This is a genomic window from Cupriavidus cauae, assembly GCF_008632125.1.
GTDB lineage: Bacteria > Pseudomonadota > Gammaproteobacteria > Burkholderiales > Burkholderiaceae > Cupriavidus > Cupriavidus cauae.
Window position 1 is genome coordinate 103,000 of the sequence record NZ_VWRN01000022.1, and the last position, 19,534, is coordinate 122,533.

Below are 19,534 nucleotides of genomic sequence, written 5' to 3' on the forward strand. Positions count from 1 at the left end.
GATGCGAGGAGGTCCCCGCTTGGGACGCGGCGTCGGCTGGCGGCCGGCGCCGAGGCATCGCGACGGTGCCGGCGCGGGCCATCGCCTCGCGCTCACCGCGGATGCCGGTTCAATGTCGATGCAAGCCGGCTTGCTCGAGGGGGGCGGCGGCCGAAGCAGGCGCGGATTCGGCCCTGGATTCGGCCCTGGGTTCGGCGACAGGTTCGGCCGCAATGTCGGCAACCGCTTGCGCCGGCACCGATGCCGGGTCCTGCGGCGACAGCGCCAGCAGCGTATCGACCCCGTACAGGCTGGCGAGCGCGGCCAGTTGCTGCGGCACGCCGACGAACGCCAGGGTCCGGCCGCGCGCGCTGGCATCGCGATGCAGCGCCAGCATCACGGCCACCGCCGACGAATCGACCTGTCCGAGCGCGCTGCAATCGACCTGCGCTTCCCCTTGCGCGACGCGCGCGGCCGCATCGCGCAGCACGGCGGCGGCGTTGCGGTTGGTCAGCGAGGTTCCGAGTGAAAGCATCGAGGCGGTCGGTCGGTAAGGGGCTTGGTCGGGGCAAAACGGCCGGTGCGGGTGAAGCTTGGCACCGGGCCGGCATTGTAACGCGGCGCAGCATCCACGTGCTGCGCCGCGTCGTCACGGCATGGCAGCCGCGCCAGGGCTCGACTTGCTCTGCTGGCTCAGCGGGCTTAGCCCTTCGCGCTGGCCAACTGGCGGTTGCGGTCCTGCAGGGTCTTGATCACGCCTTCGATACCCTGCTGGCTGGCGATCGTGTTGAAGCTGCCCTTGTAGGCTTCGGTCAGCCAGGCGCCCAGCACGTTGATGTCGTAGACCTTCCAGCCCTGCGGCGTCTTCTCCAGGCGGTAGTCCATCTGGATCGGCTCGCCCTTGTTGATGACCTGGGTGCGCACGGTGACCTCGGTGTCTTCCGGCGCCGCGCGGAACGGGCGGAACTGCACGGTCTGGTCGCGGATCTGGGAGACGGCGCCCGCATAGGTGCGGATCAGCAGCATCTTGAATTCCTCGACGATCTGCTTCTGCTGCTCCGGCGTCGCCTTCGCCCAGTTGCGGCCCATCGCGATCTGCGTGGTCTTCTGGAAGTTGGCGTTCGGCAGGATCTTCTGCTCGACCAGCGCGGTGATCTTGGGGATGCTGCCGGCCTGCATTTCCTTGTCGGCCTTGACGGTGGCCATCACGTCGTCCACCAGCGCCTTGATCAGGCCGTCCGGGGTCGAGGTGTCCGGGCTCTGGGCCATGGCCGCGCCGGCCATGGCGAAGGCGGCGATGAAGGGAAGCAACAGTCGCTTGAACATGGTTTTTCCTTGTCTATCTTGTTCCGCCGGGGGCGGCGGGGGGGTGCGTTGAGTTGGAGAGCGCGCACCCCGGGCAAGTTCATGGTGCCGGGGGCGCGGGGCGCTGGCACCGGTTATCACAGTTTGTTGCAGCGGTGACCGGGCGCTCACAAAGCCGGCGGGCCGCCCGTCGACCGCGGTGACGCCGGCGCCTCTCAGCGTCAGGGTCAGCGTCGGTGTTCAGCAATCCCTCACAGGCCAAGCCGCCCGGGCGACAGCGACGGCGCCACCGGCGGCACCGGCATGGTCTGGCCGGGCAGGCTTTCGCCCGAACCGGAGCTCGGGGGCGTCGGCTTGGCGTCGCCGTCGATGCCATCGTCCTCGCGGTCCGGCGGATTGCCGTCGTAGACCAGGTACTCGCGGCGCTGCAGATAGGCGTCGCGCATGAACGAGTAGCGGTCCAGCGCGGCCATCTCGACCAGGCTGCTGGCGCCCAGCAGCTCGGCGCGGGCGCTGACCACGCGCACGCCGATCAGCGTATTGCGCATCCAGACCGGATGCAGGTAGGCCGACGGGTCGGCCTGCCGGTCGACCAGCATGCCGCCGGTGTCGCGCACCGTGCTCGGACCGAACAGCGGCAGCACCAGGTACGGGCCGGGCGGCACGCCCCACACGCCCAGCGTCTGGCCGAAGTCTTCCTTGTACTTGGGCAGGCCGGCCGGCGTGGCGATGTCGATCAGGCCGCCGATGCCCAGCACGGTGTTGATCGCCACCCGCATGGTGTCCTCGGCGAAGCGCGTCGGCTTGCCCTGCAGCAGGTTGTTCAGCGCCGAGTAGACGTCGCTGACGTTGGAGAACACGTTGCTGACCGCGGTGCGCACCGGCGACGGCACGTAGTCGGCATAGACCTCGGCGATCGGGCGCATCACGCCCTTGTCGAAGTCCTCGTTGATCTTGTTGACTTCGCGGTTGAACGGCTCGAGCGGGTCGCGCGGATTGGCGTCCGGCCCCGTCGCGCAGCCCGCCAGGGCGACCGCCATCGCGCCGGCCAGCAGCCAGCGCCCGTGAACTCCCGAACCCCTCATTTCTCCGCTCCCGTGCCGCCCGCGTCGGCCGCCTTGTTGTATAGGAACTGCCCGATCAAATTCTCCAGCACCACGGCCGACTGGGTCATCGTGATCCGCGCGCCGTCGGCCAGCATGGCGGTATCGCCGCCCGCTTCGAGGCCGATGTATTGCTCACCTAGCAGCCCCGACGTCAGGATCTTGGCCGACGTGTCCTTGGGAAACTGGTAGCGCTGCTCCAGGTGCATCGTCACCGTGGCCTGGTAGTTCTTGTCGTCGAAGCTGATCTGCGCGACGCGGCCCACCACCACGCCGGCGCTCTTGACCGGAGCACGTGCCTTCAGCCCGCCGATATTGTCGAAGCGGGCCTGCACGGTGTAGGTGTCCTCGAAGGTGAAGGCGCTCATGTTCCCGGCCTTCAGCGCGAGGAACAGCAGGGCCACGAAGCCGGCCACCACGAACAGCCCCACCCAGAAATCGAGTGCGTTCTTTCTCATCGGAATTCTCTAGTTCAACCAGCGGGATGCGACGGCGCCCATGCGGGGCTCAGGTACTGAACATCAGCGCCGTCAGCAGGAAATCGAGCCCCAGCACGGCGAGCGACGCGATCACCACGGTGCGGGTGGTGGCGCGCGACACGCCCTCGGGCGTCGGCTTGGCCTCGTAGCCCTGGTACAAGGCGATAAACGTCACGGCAATGCCGAAGATAAAGCTCTTGATGACGCCGTTCAGCACGTCGTCGCGCACATCGACGCCGCCCTGCATCTGCGACCAGAAGGCGCCGGCGTCGACGCCGATCAGCTGCACGCCGACGATGTAGCCGCCCAGGATGCCGACCGCGCTGAAGATCGCCGCCAGCACCGGCATCGCGATCACGCCCGCCCAGAAGCGCGGCGCGACCACGCGCTGCAGCGGGTTCACCGCCATCATTTCCATCGCGGTCAGCTGCTCGCCCGCCTTCATCAGGCCGATCTCGGCGGTCAGCGAAGTGCCGGCGCGCCCCGCGAACAGCAGCGCGGTCACCACCGGCCCCAGCTCGCGCACCAGCGACAGCGCCACCAGCAGCCCTAGCGCCTGCTCGGAGCCGTAGCGGTTCAGCGTGTAGTAGCCCTGCAGGCCGAGCACGAAGCCGACGAACAGCCCGGACACGGCGATGATCACCAGCGACAGGTTGCCGACGAAGAAGATCTGGTCCGACACCAGCCGGAAGCGGCGCAGCATCGACGGCGACATCGCCAGCATCGCGAAGAACATGCGCGTGGCCATGCCCAGGCCCTCGACGCTCTGGCGCACCGCCGAGCCGACCATCGCGATTGCGTTGTAGAGTGCGCCCATCACCGCCCCGCCCCGCCGACGAAGTCCTCGGCGAGCGACGGCCCGCCGTAGTGGAACGGCACCGGGCCGTCGGCCTCGGCATGCACGAACTGGTGGACGAAGGGATCGGTCGAGGCGCGCAGCGCCTCGGGCTCCCCTTCCGCCGCGATGCGGCCTTCGGCGATGAAATACACGTAGTCGGCGATCTGGAAGGTCTCGTGCACGTCGTGCGACACGATGATCGTGGTGGCGCCGAGCGCGTCGTTCAGCGTGCGGATCAGCCGCGCGGTCAGGCCCAGCGAAATCGGATCGAGCCCGGCAAAGGGCTCGTCGTACATCAGCAGCGAGGGGTCCAGCGCGATGGCCCGGGCCAGCGCCACGCGGCGCGCCATGCCCCCCGAGATCTGCGCGGGCATCAGGTCGCGCGCCCCGCGCAGGCCCACCGCGTTGAGCTTCATCAGCACCAGGTCGCGGATCATCGACTCGGGCAGGTCGGTGTGTTCGCGCAGCGGGAAGGCGACGTTGTCGAACACCGACAGGTCGGTAAACAGCGCGCCGAACTGGAACAGCATCCCCATCTGCCGCCGTGCCGCATACAGGCCGGCGCGGTCCAGCGCCGGGATATCGGCGCCGTCGAAGCGGACATGGCCGCGCTGCGGCCGGACCTGGCCGCCGATCAGCCGCAGCACGGTGGTCTTGCCGCAGCCGGAGCCGCCCATGACCGCGACGACCTTGCCACGCGGAATCCGCATGGACAGGCCCGACAGGATGGGCTTGCCGCCCGCCGCATAGGCGAAGTCGACCGCTTGCAGCTCGACGAGGTTGGGTGTGGTTTCAGTCACGTTGGCATCGCTAGGGACGGTCGGCATTATAAGTGCTAATACCTATACTCGTCCGGGCGCGTGCCGGGCAATGCGCCCGCGATGAAATGCTGCAACGCGGCGCGACGTGCGCTATCGGGCGACGAAGCGGAATCGGTTGCGTTCCGGGCCAAGGCATGGCAGTGCCCCGCGGCCCGGCGCCCTCCCAGTTGACGCCTCCCAGTTGGCGCCTCCCAGTTGGCGCCCTTCCAGTTGACGCCCTTCCAGTTGACGCCCTCCCAGTTGACGCCCTCCCAGTTGACGCCCTCCTGATGCCCTTCCCCGCAACGCCGGCCGTGGGAGGAGACTCAAGGTTCGACCGGTCCGCCGGCCTGCCGCAGGATCACCTGCCACTGGATCGATTCCGAGCGGATCGAGGTGGCGAAGGCCTCGGGCGAGTCGCGCAGCGGCGTCAGCCCGACCGATTCCAGCCGGCGCGCGACGTCCCCCTCGCGCACCACCTCGTCGAGCACCGTGGCCAGCTTCGCCACGATCGCGCGCGGGGTCTTGGCGGGCGCCAGCACGCCAAGCCACGGCCCTGCGCCGTAGCCGTCGAGTCCACTCTCGTGCAGTGTCGGCACGCCGGGCGCCAGCGACGAACGCGCCGAGCCGGCCACGCCGAGCAGCCGCAGGGTGCCCTCGCGCACATGCTGCTGGACCGCCGCGAAGTTGCAGAAGCACGCGCTGATGCGGCCGGCCAGCATCTCCTGCACCAGCGCCGCCTCGCCCTTGGCAGTCACCAGCGGCACGCCATTGGGGATGCCGCGCACCGCGTATTCCGCATACAGATGGGCCGGAGTGCCGGCCTGCGCCGTGCCGACGCTGTAGGCACCCGGGTTGGCGCGCACCGCCGCCAGCCACTGCTGCGCCGTGCGGATCGGCAGCCGCGCGTCGATCACCAGGAACAGCGGCATCGCCGCGACCCGCGCCACCGGCGTGAAGTCGCGCACCACGTCGTAGGGCAGCGGCTCCACGCCGGACTGGATCAGCATGGTGGACTGGTGCAGCAGCAGCGTGTGGCCGTCGGAGCTGGCCTTGGCGACCACGTCGCCGGCGGTGGTGCCATTGGCGCTGGGACGGTTGTCGACCTCGACCGGCACGCCCAGCTTGGCGGTCAGCTTCTCGGCCAGCGTGCGGGCGATGGCGTCCGGCACGCCGCCGGCGGGAAACGGCACGACCAGCCGCAATGGGCGGGCGGGGAACGACATCGGGGCGGAGCGTGCGGCGGAGGATGGCGCCGCAGATTGCGCGGTGGCGGGCGCGGTGGCGGGCGCGGTGGATGGCGCGGCGGATCGCGCGACCGGGGGTGCGGCCAGCGCGTCGCTGGCCGGGCCGAGGAGAGCCGACAGAAGGCACATCATGACCGCCGCGCGCCCGGGGCCGGAAGCCGCGCCCGGCCGCGCAGTGCGCGCGCCGGTCGCCGTCACGGCGGGGAAGTGCAACGTCGCCTTACCTCGCCAAAGCCGCGCAAGCATGCGTACTTCGGGCATCGAGATCCTCCGGGGCGCCGCGCTGGCGGGGCGCCTGGATTGGCAGACAGGGGTGAGCGAGGCAGCGTTGTTCTTGCTGTGGACGATTGTACGGAGTCGGTTCCGGCGAGCACAGACCGCGTTAACCATAGCCGGGTCAACCCCGACGCACATCGGGCGGCCGCCTGGTTGCGGAGTGGTCCCCTGTTGCGGAGTGGTCCCTGTTGCGAAGTGGTCCCTGTTGCGGAGTGGTCCCTGTTGCGGAGCGGTCCCTTGTACCAAGCGTTCGCCGTTGCGGACCGGTCGTCCATTGCAAAGCGGCTCGCCGATTGCCGAGCCCTATAATCCGCGCCATGTCCGAATTCCTGTTGCGGCCGATGGCGGCGGCCGATCTGCCCGATGTGCTGGCAGTGCAGGCGCAGTGCTACCGCCCCGAACTGATCGAATCGGCCGACGCGCTGGCCAGCCGCCTGGCGCTGGCGCCGGCGCTGTGCTGGGTCGCCGCGCACGCCGAGGCGCCGCGCCGGCTCGCCGCCTATCTGCTGACCCACCCATGGCCGCGCGAGACGCTGCCGCCGCTCGACCGCGTGCTGCGGCACGACGGTTTCGCCGCCGACGAAACGCCGCTGACCTGGTTCATCCACGACATGGCGGTGGCGCCCGCCGGACAGGGGCAAGGGCTGGCGAAACGGCTGTACGAGAAGGCCAGGCACGGTGCGATGCAGGCCGGCCTGCGCTGCTCCCGGCTGATCGCGGTACAGAGCGCGGCGCGCTGGTGGCAGGGGCTGGGGTATGCGCCGGTGGCGCTGGCCGGGGAAGCGGCGACGAAGCTGTCGCGCTATGGGGAAGGGGCGGTGGTGATGGGCAGGCAGCTCGGGGCGTAGCCCTGCGGGGCGATGCCGCCGGGGATTCGTCCCTCTCCCGTTGCGGAAGAGGGACGATACAGAACAACTTCAGCGCGGCAGCTCCGAATGCCCCATCAGGAAGGCATCGACCGAGCGCGCGGCCTGGCGGCCTTCGCGGATGGCCCAGACCACCAGCGACTGGCCGCGGCGCACGTCGCCCGCGGCGAACACCTTCGGCACATTGGTGAAGTAGGCGCGCTCGCCTTCGGTCGAGGCCTTGGCGTTCTTGCGCGCGTCGGTGTCGACACCGAACGCCTCCAGCATCGAGCCCACCGGATTGGTGAAGCCCATCGCCAGCAGCACCAGGTCGGCCTTCAGCACGAACTCGCTGTCCGGCACTTCCTGCATGCGGCCGTCCTTCCATTCGACGCGGCAGGCCTTCAGTGCGGTGACCTTGCCGTTCTCGCCGATGAATTCCTTGGTCGCCACCGACCAGTCGCGCTCGCAGCCTTCCTCGTGCGACGACGAGGTGCGCAGCTTGATCGGCCAGTACGGCCACACCAGCGGCTTGTTCTCTTCCTCCGGCGGCTGCGGCAGCAGTTCGAACTGGGTCACCGACACCGCGCCATGGCGGTTGGAGGTGCCGACGCAGTCCGAGCCGGTATCGCCGCCGCCGATCACCACGACATGCTTGCCGTCGGCGCGGATCTCGTTGGGGCCGTCGCCGGCCACTTCCTTGTTCTGCGGAATCAGGAATTCCAGCGCGAAATGCACGCCCTGCAGGTCGCGCCCCGGCACCGGCAGATCGCGCGGCACTTCGGCGCCGCCGGCCAGCACGACGGCGTCGAACTGGTCCATCAGCTCCTGCGCCGAGATCGTTTCGCTCGCGTAGTTCTTGATGCCTGCCGGCAGCTTGCCGTCGGTCACCATCACGCCGGCGCGGAAGGTCACGCCCTCGGCCTGCATCTGCGCCATGCGGCGGTCGATCAGCGCCTTCTCCAGCTTGAAGTCGGGGATGCCGTAGCGCAGCAGGCCGCCGATGCGGTCGTTCTTCTCGAACACCGTGACGTCGTGGCCGGCGCGCGCCAGCTGCTGTGCGGCGGCCAGGCCCGCGGGGCCCGAGCCGACCACGGCCACCGTCTTGCCGGTCTTGTGCGCCGGCGGCTGCGGCTTGACCCAATCCTCTTCCCAGGCCTTGTCGCCGATCGCGCGCTCGATCGACTTGATCCCGACCGGATCTTCATTGATGCCCAGCGTACAGGCGGCCTCGCAGGGGGCCGGGCAGATGCGGCCGGTGAACTCGGGGAAGTTGTTGGTCTGGTGCAGCACGTCGATCGCCGACTTCCAGTCCTGGCGATACACCAGGTCGTTGAAGTCGGGGATGATGTTGTTGACCGGGCAGCCGTTGTTGCAGAACGGGATGCCGCAGTCCATGCAGCGCGCGCCCTGCACCTTGGCTTCGTTGTCGCTCAGCCGGAATACGAATTCCTTGTAATGCCGGACCCGCTTCGGTGCCGGTTCGTAACTCTCGCTCTGGCGCGGAAATTCGAGAAAGCCAGTCGCCTTGCCCATGTCGCTTCCTTGGGTTGTGCTCGGGGCGCAGCGCGATGCGCGCGCCCCGTTGTGAGGTCATTGTGGTGTGGTGGACGGCGCGGCGGCAGCGATTCGCCACCGTTGCCGCCTCGCCGTCCCGGCTGCGGTGTCCGCCCTCAGGCGGCGATCGCCTCGCGGTCGCTGTCGCGCGCGGCCTGTTCCTTGGCGTACATCTCGCCCAGCGCCCGCTTGTACTCGGTCGGGAAGACCTTGACGAACTTGCGGCGCGCCGTGGTCCAGTCCGACAGCAGCGCCTTGGCGCGCTCCGAGCCGGTGAAGCGGAAGTGCTGCTCGATCAGGCCGCGCAGGATCACCTCGTCCAGCTGGCGCTTGCCGCCGAACTTGTGCCAGCTCGCCGCGCTCTGGCCCTTCTCCTGGTCGGCGGCGCCCAGCACCGCTTCGAGGGCGACCATCGAGGTGTTGCAGCGCTTGTCGAACAGGCCGTCCTCGTCGTAGACGTAGGCCACGCCGCCCGACATGCCGGCCGCGAAGTTGCGGCCGGTGGCGCCCAGCACCACCACGGTACCGCCGGTCATGTACTCGCAGCCATGGTCGCCGGTGCCCTCGACCACCGCGACGGCGCCCGAGTTGCGCACCGCGAAGCGCTCGCCGGCCACGCCGTTGAAGAAGGCCTCGCCCGCGATCGCGCCGTACAGCACGGTATTGCCGACGATGATGTTGCGGGTCGGATCGCCGCGGAACTCGTGCGGCGTGCGCACGATCACGCGGCCGCCCGACAGGCCCTTGCCGACGTAGTCGTTGGCGTCGCCCACCAGGTCCAGCGTGATGCCGTGCGCCAGGAACGCGCCGAACGACTGGCCCGCGGTGCCCTGCAGCTGGATGTGGATGGTGTCGTCCGGCAGGCCTTCATGGCCGTACTGGCGCGCCACCACACCCGACAGCATCGCGCCGACGGTACGGTTGACGTTCTTGATCGGCTGGATGAAGGACACGCGCTCACCCTTGTCGATCGCCGCACGCGACTTGGCGATCAGCACGTGGTCCAGCGCCTTGCCCGATTCCGGCGCCAGGCCGTGATCCTGCGTATCGGTGTGGAAACGCGGTTGGTCGCCCGGGAACGGCGGCTGGTAGAAGATGCGCGAGAAGTCCAGGCCGCGCGCCTTCCAGTGCTCGATGCCGGCACGGGTGTCGAGCAGGTCGGCGCGGCCGATCAGCTCATCGAAGCTGCGGATGCCCAGCTGCGCCATGATCTCGCGCGCTTCCTCGGCGACGAAGAAGAAGAAATTGACGACATGCTCGGGCTTGCCCTGGAATTTCTTGCGCAGCACCGGGTCCTGCGTGGCGACGCCGACCGGGCAGGTGTTCAGATGGCACTTGCGCATCATGATGCAGCCCTCGGCGACCAGCGGCGCGGTGGCGAAGCCGAACTCGTCCGCGCCCAGCAGCGCGCCGATCACGACGTCGCGGCCCGTCTTCATCTGGCCGTCGGCCTGCACGCGGATGCGGTTGCGCAGGCCGTTGAGCATCAGCGTCTGCTGCGTCTCGGCCAGGCCCAGCTCCCACGGCGTGCCGGCGTGCTTGATCGAGGACCACGGCGAGGCGCCGGTGCCGCCGTCATGGCCGGCGATCACCACGTGGTCGGCCTTGGCCTTGGCCACGCCGGCCGCGACCGTGCCGACGCCCACTTCGGACACCAGCTTGACCGAGATGTCGGCCTGCGGATTGACGTTCTTCAGGTCGTGGATCAGCTGCGCCAGATCCTCGATCGAATAGATGTCGTGGTGCGGCGGCGGCGAGATCAGGCCGACGCCCGGCACCGAATAACGCAACTTGCCGATGTAGTCCGACACCTTGTGGCCGGGCAGCTGGCCGCCCTCGCCGGGCTTGGCGCCCTGCGCCATCTTGATCTGGATCTGGTCGGCCGAGGCCAGGTATTCGGCGGTCACGCCGAACCGGCCCGAGGCGACCTGCTTGATCTTCGAGCGCAGCGAATCGCCGTCCTTGAGCTCGATGTCGCGCTCGACCACGTCGTCGCCGAGCAGGCTCTTGAGCGTGTCGCCGTTCTTGATCGGAATGCCACGCAGCTCGTTGCGGTAGCGCTTCTCGTCCTCGCCGCCCTCGCCGGTGTTCGACTTGCCGCCGATGCGGTTCATCGCGATCGCCAGCGTGGTGTGCGCCTCGGTCGAGATCGAGCCGAGCGACATCGCGCCGGTGGCGAAGCGCTTGACGATTTCCTTGGCCGGCTCGACTTCCTCCAGCGGGATCGCCCTGGCCGGATCGACCTTGAACTCGAACAGGCCGCGCAGCGTCATGTGGCGGCGGCTCTGGTCGTTGATCAGGTTCGCGTATTCCTTGTAGGTCTGGTAGGCGCCCTGGCCCTCGTTGGCGCGCACCGAGTGCTGCAGCTTGGCGATCGAATCCGGGGTCCACATATGCTCTTCGCCGCGGATGCGGAAGGCATATTCGCCGCCGGCGTCGAGCATGTTCTCCAGCACCGGGCTGTCGCCGAAGGCGTCGCGGTGCAGGCGCAGCGCTTCCTCGGCGACCTCGAAGATGCCGATGCCCTCGACGTTCGACGCGGTCCCGTGGAAGTACTTCTGCACCAGCTCGCGCGACAGGCCGATGGCCTCGAAGATCTGCGCGCCGGTGTACGACATGTAGGTCGAGATGCCCATCTTGGACATCACCTTCTGCAGACCCTTGCCGATCGCCTTGATGAAGTTCTTGATCGCCTTCTCGGCCGACAGGTCGCCCGACAGGCCGCCGGCCATCTCGGCCAGCGTCTCCATCGCCAGGTACGGATGCACCGCCTCGGCGCCGTAGCCGGCCAGCAGCGCGAAGTGATGGACCTCGCGCGCCGAGCCGGTCTCGACCACCAGGCCGGTGGACGTGCGCAGGCCCTTCTCCACCAGGTGATGGTGGATGGCCGAGGTGGCCAGCAGCGCCGGGATCGCGACGTGCGACGGATCGACGCGGCGGTCCGACACGATCAGGATGTTGTAGCCCGACTTCACCGCGTCGACGGCCTCGGCGCACAGCGAGGCCAGGCGCGCCTCGATGCCTTCCTTGCCCCACTCGGCGGGATAGCAGATGTCGAGCTCGTACGAGCGGAACTTGCCGCCGGTGTAGTGCTCGATGTTGCGGATCTTGGCGATGTCCTTGAAGTCCAGCACCGGCTGGGACACTTCGAGGCGCATCGGCGGGTTGATGTTGTTCAGCTCGAGCAGGTTCGGCTTCGGCCCGATGAAGGACACCAGCGACATCACCATGTTCTCGCGGATCGGATCGATCGGCGGGTTGGTGACCTGGGCGAACAGCTGCTTGAAGTAGTGGTACAGCGTCTTGTTCTTCGACGACAGCACCGCCAGCGGCGAGTCGTTGCCCATCGAGCCGGTCGCCTCTTCGCCGGACAGCGCCATCGGCGCCATCAGGAACTTGACGTCCTCCTGCGTGAAGCCGAACGCCTGCTGGCGGTCCAGCAGCTTGGCGGCGGGCTTGGCCTCGGAGGCGACGTCTTCCGGCTTCGCGTCGATCTCGTCGAGCTTGATGCGCACGGCGTCGATCCAGCTCTTGTAGGGCTTGGCGTTGGCCAGGTTGTCCTTCAGTTCCTTGTCGTCGATGATGCGGCCCTGCTCCATGTCGATCAGGAACATCTTGCCCGGCTGCAGGCGCCACTTCTGCACCACGCGCGACTCGGGGAACGGCAGCACGCCGGCCTCGGAGGCCAGCACCACGACGTCGTCCTCGGTCACGTAGAAGCGCGCCGGACGCAGGCCGTTGCGGTCCAGCGTCGCGCCGATCTGGCGGCCGTCGGTGAAGCAGATGGCCGCGGGGCCGTCCCACGGCTCCATCATCGCGGCGTGGTATTCGTAGAAGGCGCGACGGTTGTCGTCCATCAGCGTGTGCTGCTCCCACGCTTCCGGAATCATCATCATCATCGCGTGGACCAGCGGATAGCCGGCCATCGTCAGCAGCTCGAGGCAGTTGTCGAACGACGCGGTATCGGACTGCCCCGGATAGATCAGCGGCCACAGCTTGGGCAGGTCGTCGCCCAGCACCGGCGACGAGATCGCGCCGGTACGCGCGTTGATCCAGTTGACGTTGCCCTTGACGGTGTTGATTTCGCCGTTGTGGGCGACCATCCGGTACGGGTGCGCCAGCTCCCAGGCCGGGAAGGTGTTGGTCGAGAAGCGTTGGTGGACCAGCGCCAGCGCCGACACGGCGCGCGGGTCCTGCAGGTCGCGGTAGTACTGGCCGACCTGGTTGGCCAGCAGCAGGCCCTTGTAGACCACGGTGCGCGCCGACATCGACGGCACGAAGTATTCCTTGCCGTGCTTGAGCTTGAGCGCCTGGATGGCGTGGCTCGCGGTCTTGCGGATCACGTACAGCTTCCGCTCCAGCGCGTCCGTCGTCATGATGTCGCGGCCGCGGCCGATGAAGATCTGGCGGATCACCGGCTCGGTCTTGCGCACGGTCGGCGACATCGGCATGGTCGCGTCGACCGGCACGTCGCGCCAGCCCAGCACGACCTGGCCTTCCAGGCGGACGGTGCGCTCGAGCTCCTGTTCGCAGGCCAGGCGCGAGGCGTGTTCCTTCGGCAGGAAGATCATGCCGACGCCGTACTCGCCGGCCGGCGGCAGGGTCACGCCCTGCTTTGCCATTTCCTCGCGATAGAACTGGTCGGGAATCTGGATCAGGATGCCTGCGCCGTCGCCCATCAGGTGGTCCGCGCCCACCGCGCCGCGGTGATCCAGGTTCTCCAGGATCTTCAGGCCCTGCAGGACGATCTCGTGGCTCTTCTTGCCCTTGATATGGGCGACCATGCCGACGCCGCAGGCGTCATGCTCGTTGGCGGGGTCGTACATGCCTTGCGCCTGCGGGCGCCCGGCGGGCGCTTCGGCCAGTTGCGGGGCCGTTTGCTGGGCCGTTTGCTGGGCCGTTTGCTGAGCCGATTGCTGGGCCATCAGCGACTGGGCCTGCTCGGCCGGCGGGATTTGCGATTGGTCCACGGGCTTCGATTCCGGTGAGGGCAGCGCGCCTCGCGTGGCATCTGCCGGAACGGCGTTCGCGTGCAGTCCGGACGGACGTGGTGGGCAGCGAAGGGGACCGCAGCGGCGTACACAGGACGTGACGCGCCGCACAATGAATGTGGGTGGAGCAAATATAAAAGAATCGTCCGAGGCCCGCAAAAAAATAAAATGGGGTCAGATCATATTAATCCATGCCCTGTTTTGGTGATGGTCATTAATTGGGGACACATTAATATTGCACCATTTCGGGGCGGACGCGGCATCGCGATTGTGCATGCCATGGGACCGCCCACCGCTGCTGCAGACCGCTATCGCGGCCGCCATCGGCTGCCGTCGACAGGCACGAATCATGACGCTTCCGCAGCATCGGGTTCGGCCGACGCACGCTTCGGCCGCCCCTTCGGCAGCGGCTGCACACGCCGTTCCGCATGCCGTTCCAGGCCGCGCAGGAAGGCTTCGCTGCCCAGCGGCCAGCCGCTGTGCGCGTGCTTGCGCAGCACGGCCAGCGTGGACGACGACAGCCCTTCCGCCGCCAGCGACTGGTAACGCGACTGGCGCTCGAAGGGCGTGTTGCCGAGCGCCCAGTAGGCGGAGTGATCGCTCACAAAGGGGCTCGCCTCCAGGCCGACGTGATGGCGGTGGCTGCTCCATCGGTCCTCGTCCGGCGTGTTGGCCTCGCCCGCCCGTACGGCGTTGCCTTCGACGTAGAGCATGGCCGGCAGCATCCAGGCGTCCGGCTCCAGCACCGCCGAGCGGAAGCGCCCTTCCCACAGCGTGCCGGTGCGGTTGGCCACGCGATTGAAGTAACGGGCGTAGCGGCGGCCCACCGCCTGCATGGTCAGGCTGAGCGCGTCGTCGCGGCGCGGCGTCGCTACCAGATGGATATGGTTGGGCCGCAGCCCATAGGCATGCACCGCCAGATCGTGCTCGCGCGCCGCCATGCGCAGGCAGTCGAGGTAGAAGCGGTAGTCGTCGGGGCCCAGGAAGACCGGCTGGCGGTTGTTGCCACGTTGCAACACCAGTGCCGGCAGGCCGGTCGGGGAGAAGCGGGGAAGTCGTGCCATGGCGCCATCGTGTCAGAGCGATGGCGCGATGATAACTGATCTGTCCCTATTTTTTGATGCGCGGACCTGGTGTGCGCGAGCTGCTGGGCTTGGTGCGCGGGCTTGGTGCCCGGCCTCGGTACGCGGGCTTGGTGCGCGGGCTTGGTGGCCGGTCGTCAGTTCTGCTCGCCGACCGCAAACATCCGCCGATGCTCGCGGATCGCGTAGCGGTCCGTCATGCCGGCGATGTAGTGCGCGATCAGCCGCGGCTGGTCGCCGCCATGGGACGCCTGGTACTGGGGCGGCAGCAGGCGCGGGTCGCCCATGAAGGCCTCGAACAGGTCGCTGATGATGCGCTGGGCCTTGGCCGACATCCGCATCACCAGGTAGTGGCGGTACAGATGGCGGAACAGGAAGCGCTTGAGGGCCTGCGCCTCCTCCCTGACCGCCGGGCTGAAGGCGACCAGCGGACCCGCCGCGCGCACCGCGTCGATATCGGCCGGCCGGGCGGCGGCGATATTGCGCTGGGTCGTCTCGATCAGGTCGACGATCAGCGTGTTGATCATCCGGCGGACCGTCTCGTTGATCATCCGGCGGCCGTTGATGCCCGGATAGGCCGCCATGACCTCCGCGCGATGGCGGCCCCACATCGGCACCTCGTCCATCTGCTCCAGCGTCAGCAGTCCCGAGCGCAGCCCGTCGTCGATGTCGTGGTTGTTGTAGGCGATCTCGTCGGCCAGATTCGCCAGCTGCGCCTCCAGCGACGGCTGCGTGCCTTCGAGAAAGCGCCGCCCCAGCTCGCCCAGCGCGGCGGCGTTGACGCGCGAGCAATGTTTGAGGATGCCCTCGCGCGTCTCGAAGGTCAGGTTCAGGCCGTTGAAGCCGCCGTAGCGCTCCTCCAGCTCGTCCACCACCAGCAGGCTCTGCAGGTTGTGCTCGAAGCCGCCGTGGTTCTTCATGCAGGCGTTCAGCGCATCCTGGCCGGCGTGGCCGAACGGCGTGTGGCCGAGGTCGTGCGCCAGCGAGATGGCCTCGACCAGGTCCTCGTTCAGCCGCAGGTTGCGGGCGATCGAGCGCGCGATCTGCGCCACCTCGAGGCTGTGCGTCAGCCGCGTGCGAAACAGGTCGCCCTCGTGGTTGACGAACACCTGCGTCTTGTATTCGAGCCGGCGGAACGCGGTGCTGTGGATCACGCGGTCGCGGTCGCGCTGGAACTCGCTGCGCGAGGACGACGCCGGTTCGACATGGACACGCCCGCGCGACTGCGCCGAGTGCGCGGCATAGGGGGCGAGATGGCTTTCGAGGTCGGTCATGCGGCAATCCGGTTGGGCGATGCGGGCATCGTCTGAGGGTTGCGAGGCATGGCCGACCGCTTACGCGACCGGTGCCTCGACGGGACGTTTCAATACGGCGTGCTGCAGCGTGGCGCGCAGGTCGGCATCGGGCACGCTGGTGATCAGCGCCTCGCCGAGCTTCCTGAGCAGGATGAACTTGATCTGGCCGGCCTCCGCCTTCTTGTCGACCTTCATCAGCTCGATATAGCGGTCCACGCCCAGGTCGGGCGCCACCACCGGCAGCATCGCGGCGGCCACCAGCCGCTCGATGCGCGAGCGCGTCTCGATGTCGATGAAGCCCAGCCGCAGCGACAGGTCCGCGGCCATCACCATGCCGCAGCCCACCGCCTCGCCGTGCAGCCACTCGCCGTAGCCCATGCCGGCCTCGATCGCATGGCCGAAGGTATGGCCGAAATTGAGCGTGGCGCGGATGCCGCCCTCGCGCTCGTCGGCGGCCACCACCGCGGCCTTGATCTCGCAGGAGCGCTGCACCGCCAGCGCCAACATGTCGGCGTCGCAGGCGTTGAGCGCGCCGATATGCTGCTCGATCCAGGCGAAGTAGTCCGCGTCGGCGATCGCGCCATGCTTGATCACCTCGGCCAGGCCCGCGGCCAGTTCGCGCGGCGGCAGCGTCTTCAGCGTGCCGATATCGGCGATCACCGCCTGCGGCTGGTGGAAGGCGCCGATCATGTTCTTGCCGAGCGGATGGTTGATGCCGGTCTTGCCGCCCACCGACGAATCGACCTGGGCCAGCAGCGTGGTGGGCATCTGCACGAACGGCACGCCGCGCATGTAGCAGGCCGCGGCAAACCCGGTCATGTCGCCGACCACGCCGCCGCCCAGCGCGATCAGCGTGGTCTTGCGGTCGGCCCCGGCGCCGAGCAGCGCATCGAAGATCAGGTTCAGCGTCTGCCAGTGCTTGAAGGACTCGCCGTCGGGCAGGGTCACCGTGCGCACGATCTTGCCCAGGCCGGTCAGCGTGGCCTCGACCCGCGCCGCGTACAGCGGGCCCACGGTCTCGTTGGTGACAATGACGGCGTGGCGGCCACGGACATGCGGAGCCAGCAGGTCGGCGCGGTCGAGCAGGCCGGCACCGATATGGATGGGATAGCTGCGCTCTCCCAGGTCGACTTCAAGCGTGATCATCGGTCTTGGTATCTTGCGCCGGCTCGATGTCGGCATCGTGGTGGGGATCGCCGGCGCCGTCGCCGCGGACATCGCTCCGGGCGTCGCCGTGGATATCGTTGCCGCCGGCCGCGGCGATCCAGCCGGACATCTCGAGTTGCATCAGCACCATATTAGCAAGCTGCGCTACCGAGGGCTTGCCGGTCTCGATGACGAAATCGGCGACCTCGCGATAGAGCGGGTCGCGCTCGGCGTACAGCGCCTCGAGACGCCCCTTCGGATCCTGCGTCTGCAGCAGCGGGCGGTTGCGGTCGTGCCGCGTGCGCAGCCACAGGTCATGCGGGCTGGCGCGCAGATAGACCACCGTGCCGCGCGCCTTCAGCCGGCTGCGGTTCTCGGGCCGCAGCACCGCGCCGCCGCCGGTCGCGAGCACGATGCGCTCGCGCTGCGTCAGCTCGTCGATCATCTGCGCCTCGCGGTCGCGAAAGCCGCTCTCCCCTTCATGATCGAAGATCACCGGGATGCGCACGCCGCAGCGCGCCTCGATCTCATGGTCGGAATCGACGAAGGCATAGCCGAGGCGGCGGGCCACGGTGCGGCCGACAGTGGTCTTGCCGGCGCCCATCAGGCCGACGAAAAAAAGGTTCGGACGGGAAGCGGTCACGGATTCGCGGCGAGCCGATCGGCGCTCTGCAGGCGGCTCGCGGGTTGGAAACGGCATCATCTTCTTATGTCGGGCCCGGCGGGGCAAGACCCGTGCAGGCGCGGGGCCGGCGCGGAAGGCAAATCCCCGGCGAAAATCGCCCGATCCTGCCGCATGCCGGCGCCGCCGCTGCATTTGCGGGCCTCAGTCTACTGCATCCCGCCGAACGGGGCGCCCGAATGGCCCCGTGCCGGCGCGACGGCATCGCGCAGGATGCGTGGGGTCAGGAAGACCAGCAGCTCGGTGCGATCGCGCCAGACCGAGCGGCTGCCGAACAGCCGGCCGAGCACCGGGATATCGCCCAGCAGCGGCACCTTGGCGACATCGCCGCGCTCGGCGCGCGTATAGATGCCGCCAATCACCGCGGTGCCGCCGTTCTCGAGCAGCACCTGGGTCTGCACGTGCCTGGTGTCGATGGCGAAGCCCTGCGTGGTCTGCACCCCAACGCTGTCCTTGCTGACGTCGACGTCCAGCAGCACCTGGCCCTCGGGCGTGATCTGCGGCGTTACCTCCAGCTTCAGGTTGGCCTTGCGAAACTGCACCGAGGTCGCGCCGCTGGAGGTGGCCGCCTGATAGGGCAGCTCCGTGCCCTGCTCGATCAGCGCCTTGATATTGTTGGTGGTCACCACGCGCGGGCTCGAGACGATCTTGCCCTTGCCGTCCGCCTCCAGCGCGGACAGCTCCAGCGCAACGAAACGGCTGGCCGCGCTGTTGAACAGGCTGACCGCCAGATGGCCCGGGTCGGCGCCATGCAGCGCGCCGGCCGGCAGACTGAGCAAGGGCCCGGGCTCGCCGGCCGCGCCGGGCAGCACGTCGGTCCAGGTATCGGCGACGCGGCCGCGCCCGTACTGCGCGGCAAAGCCCAGCTTGACGCCCAGATTGCGGCTGAACTTGTCGTCGGCCTCGACGATGCGGGCCTCGATGATGACCTGGCGCACCGGCACGTCGATACGCGCCAGAAAGGCGGCGATCTGCTGCAGCCGCTCGGGCAGGTCGGAGACGAACAGCTGGTTGGTGCGGGCGTCCGCCGTCAGGCTGCCGCGGCGGGACAGCAGGCGCCCAGCAGATGCGCCCACCGATCCTCCAACAAATCCCCCGGACGATCCCCCACCCGATATCCCAGCAGCACCGCCGTGCCCGAGCGATCCGCCATACGGCCCAAGGCTGGCCGCGGGCGCGCTCGTTGCGCTGCCGAGCAGCAGCCGGCGAACATCGTCGGCACGCTGGTAGTTCAGCTGGAACACCTGGCTGCCGACCGGCTCGAGATCTGCCAGCTGCTGCCGCGCCTCCAGCTCCTGCCTGTCCCGCGCCGCCAGCTCCGCGCGCGGCGCGACCCACAGCACATTGCCCTCGCGCCGCGACGCCAACCCCTTCGCATCGAGCACGATCCGCAGCGCCTGCTCCCACGGCACGTCCCTGAGCCGCAGCGTCAGATTGCCCTGCACGCTGTCGCTGGCCACCACGTTCAGGTCGGTGAAATCGGCGAATACCTGCAGCAGGGCGCGGATATCGACGCGCTGGAAATTGAGGGACAGGCGGTCGCGCATGGGTGAAGCCGCGGCGGCGGGCCGCGACGCGGGCGTTGCGGCCGTTCTGGGTCTGACGGCCGTGGCGGCCGTGGCGGTCGTGGCGGTCGTGGCGGTTGTGGCGGTTGTGGCGGTTGTGGCGGTTGTGGCGGTTGTGGCGGTTGTGGCGGTTGTGGCGGTCGTGGCGGTCGTGGCGGTCGTGGCGGTTGTGGCGGTCGTGGCGGTCGTGGCGGTTGTGGTGGACGTGGTGGGCGCGGGTACGGGCGCAAGCGTCGGCGCGGACGTGGGGGTGGGGTCGGGCTCAGGCGTGGCAGGCGCGGCCGCGCCGAGCGCGCGCAGCGGAGCGGCGAGCGGGATAGCGAGGGCGAGCGCGAACGCCAGCG

The 19,534-nt window shown here is 68.7% G+C and carries 13 protein-coding genes and 2 pseudogenes; 1 reads left to right on the plus strand and 14 read right to left on the minus strand.

What is annotated here, in order from left to right:
- Positions 1 to 109: 109 nt before the first annotated feature.
- The 7 genes and pseudogenes from F1599_RS26590 to F1599_RS06810 all read right to left on the minus strand — a co-directional run.
- A pseudogene (locus tag F1599_RS26590) lies at positions 110 to 517 on the minus strand (STAS domain-containing protein); the annotation flags it as partial.
- A gap of 164 nt (positions 518 to 681) precedes the next feature.
- Complete coding sequence (locus F1599_RS06785; RefSeq protein ID WP_149319718.1) at positions 682 to 1,305, minus strand: MlaC/ttg2D family ABC transporter substrate-binding protein; 624 nt, start codon at positions 1,303 to 1,305, stop codon at positions 682 to 684.
- Positions 1,306 to 1,535: 230 nt separating this feature from the next.
- Positions 1,536 to 2,369, minus strand: coding sequence for an MlaA family lipoprotein (locus tag F1599_RS06790; protein ID WP_150082616.1), 834 nt, complete (start codon positions 2,367 to 2,369; stop codon positions 1,536 to 1,538).
- Positions 2,366 to 2,845: an outer membrane lipid asymmetry maintenance protein MlaD gene (mlaD, locus tag F1599_RS06795; RefSeq protein WP_006575761.1), complete on the minus strand. Its 480-nt coding sequence runs from the start codon at positions 2,843 to 2,845 to the stop codon at positions 2,366 to 2,368. Before mlaD ends, F1599_RS06790 begins: the two co-directional genes overlap by 4 nt.
- A 49-nt stretch (positions 2,846 to 2,894) precedes the next feature.
- Positions 2,895 to 3,656 carry a lipid asymmetry maintenance ABC transporter permease subunit MlaE gene (gene mlaE / locus F1599_RS06800; RefSeq protein WP_150082635.1) on the minus strand — a complete coding sequence of 254 codons (762 nt, stop codon included), beginning with the start codon at positions 3,654 to 3,656 and terminating at the stop codon, positions 2,895 to 2,897.
- Between the two features lie 26 nt (positions 3,657 to 3,682).
- Positions 3,683 to 4,531 carry an ABC transporter ATP-binding protein gene (locus F1599_RS06805; RefSeq protein ID WP_255650892.1) on the minus strand — a complete coding sequence of 283 codons (849 nt, stop codon included), beginning with the start codon at positions 4,529 to 4,531 and terminating at the stop codon, positions 3,683 to 3,685.
- A gap of 299 nt (positions 4,532 to 4,830) precedes the next feature.
- Positions 4,831 to 6,012, minus strand: a complete 1,182-nt coding sequence (locus F1599_RS06810; RefSeq protein WP_150082617.1) for a Bug family tripartite tricarboxylate transporter substrate binding protein — start codon at positions 6,010 to 6,012, stop codon at positions 4,831 to 4,833.
- Between the two features lie 332 nt (positions 6,013 to 6,344).
- Between F1599_RS06810 and F1599_RS06815 the strand changes: the two genes are divergently transcribed.
- Positions 6,345 to 6,875: a GNAT family N-acetyltransferase gene (locus F1599_RS06815; protein ID WP_149319721.1), complete on the plus strand. Its 531-nt coding sequence runs from the start codon at positions 6,345 to 6,347 to the stop codon at positions 6,873 to 6,875.
- A gap of 69 nt (positions 6,876 to 6,944) precedes the next feature.
- On the opposite strand, the gene F1599_RS06820 is transcribed toward F1599_RS06815, so the two are convergent.
- The 7 genes and pseudogenes from F1599_RS06820 to F1599_RS06850 all read right to left on the minus strand — a co-directional run.
- Positions 6,945 to 8,408: a glutamate synthase subunit beta gene (locus F1599_RS06820; protein ID WP_149319722.1), complete on the minus strand. Its 1,464-nt coding sequence runs from the start codon at positions 8,406 to 8,408 to the stop codon at positions 6,945 to 6,947.
- A 137-nt stretch (positions 8,409 to 8,545) separates the two neighbouring features.
- A complete protein-coding gene (locus tag F1599_RS06825; protein WP_149319767.1) occupies positions 8,546 to 13,255 on the minus strand; it encodes a glutamate synthase-related protein in 4,710 nt (1,569 codons plus the stop codon).
- 512 nt (positions 13,256 to 13,767) lie between these two features.
- Positions 13,768 to 14,484 (minus strand): transposase, encoded by a 717-nt coding sequence (locus F1599_RS06830; protein ID WP_150082618.1) that lies wholly within the window; start codon positions 14,482 to 14,484, stop codon positions 13,768 to 13,770.
- A gap of 155 nt (positions 14,485 to 14,639) precedes the next feature.
- The gene (locus tag F1599_RS06835; protein WP_149319724.1) at positions 14,640 to 15,776 is read right to left on the minus strand and encodes a deoxyguanosinetriphosphate triphosphohydrolase; all 1,137 of its coding nucleotides are present in this window, start codon (positions 15,774 to 15,776) and stop codon (positions 14,640 to 14,642) included.
- Positions 15,777 to 15,836: 60 nt separating this feature from the next.
- Complete coding sequence (gene aroB / locus F1599_RS06840; RefSeq protein ID WP_149319725.1) at positions 15,837 to 16,943, minus strand: 3-dehydroquinate synthase; 1,107 nt, start codon at positions 16,941 to 16,943, stop codon at positions 15,837 to 15,839.
- On the minus strand, positions 16,930 to 17,547 hold the full coding sequence (locus F1599_RS06845) for a shikimate kinase (RefSeq protein WP_150082636.1): 618 nt from the start codon (positions 17,545 to 17,547) through the stop codon (positions 16,930 to 16,932). The genes aroB and F1599_RS06845 overlap by 14 nt, the downstream gene beginning before the upstream one ends.
- A 227-nt stretch (positions 17,548 to 17,774) precedes the next feature.
- A pseudogene (locus F1599_RS06850) lies at positions 17,775 to 19,166 on the minus strand (type IV pilus secretin PilQ); the annotation flags it as partial.
- Positions 19,167 to 19,534: the final 368 nt, after the last annotated feature.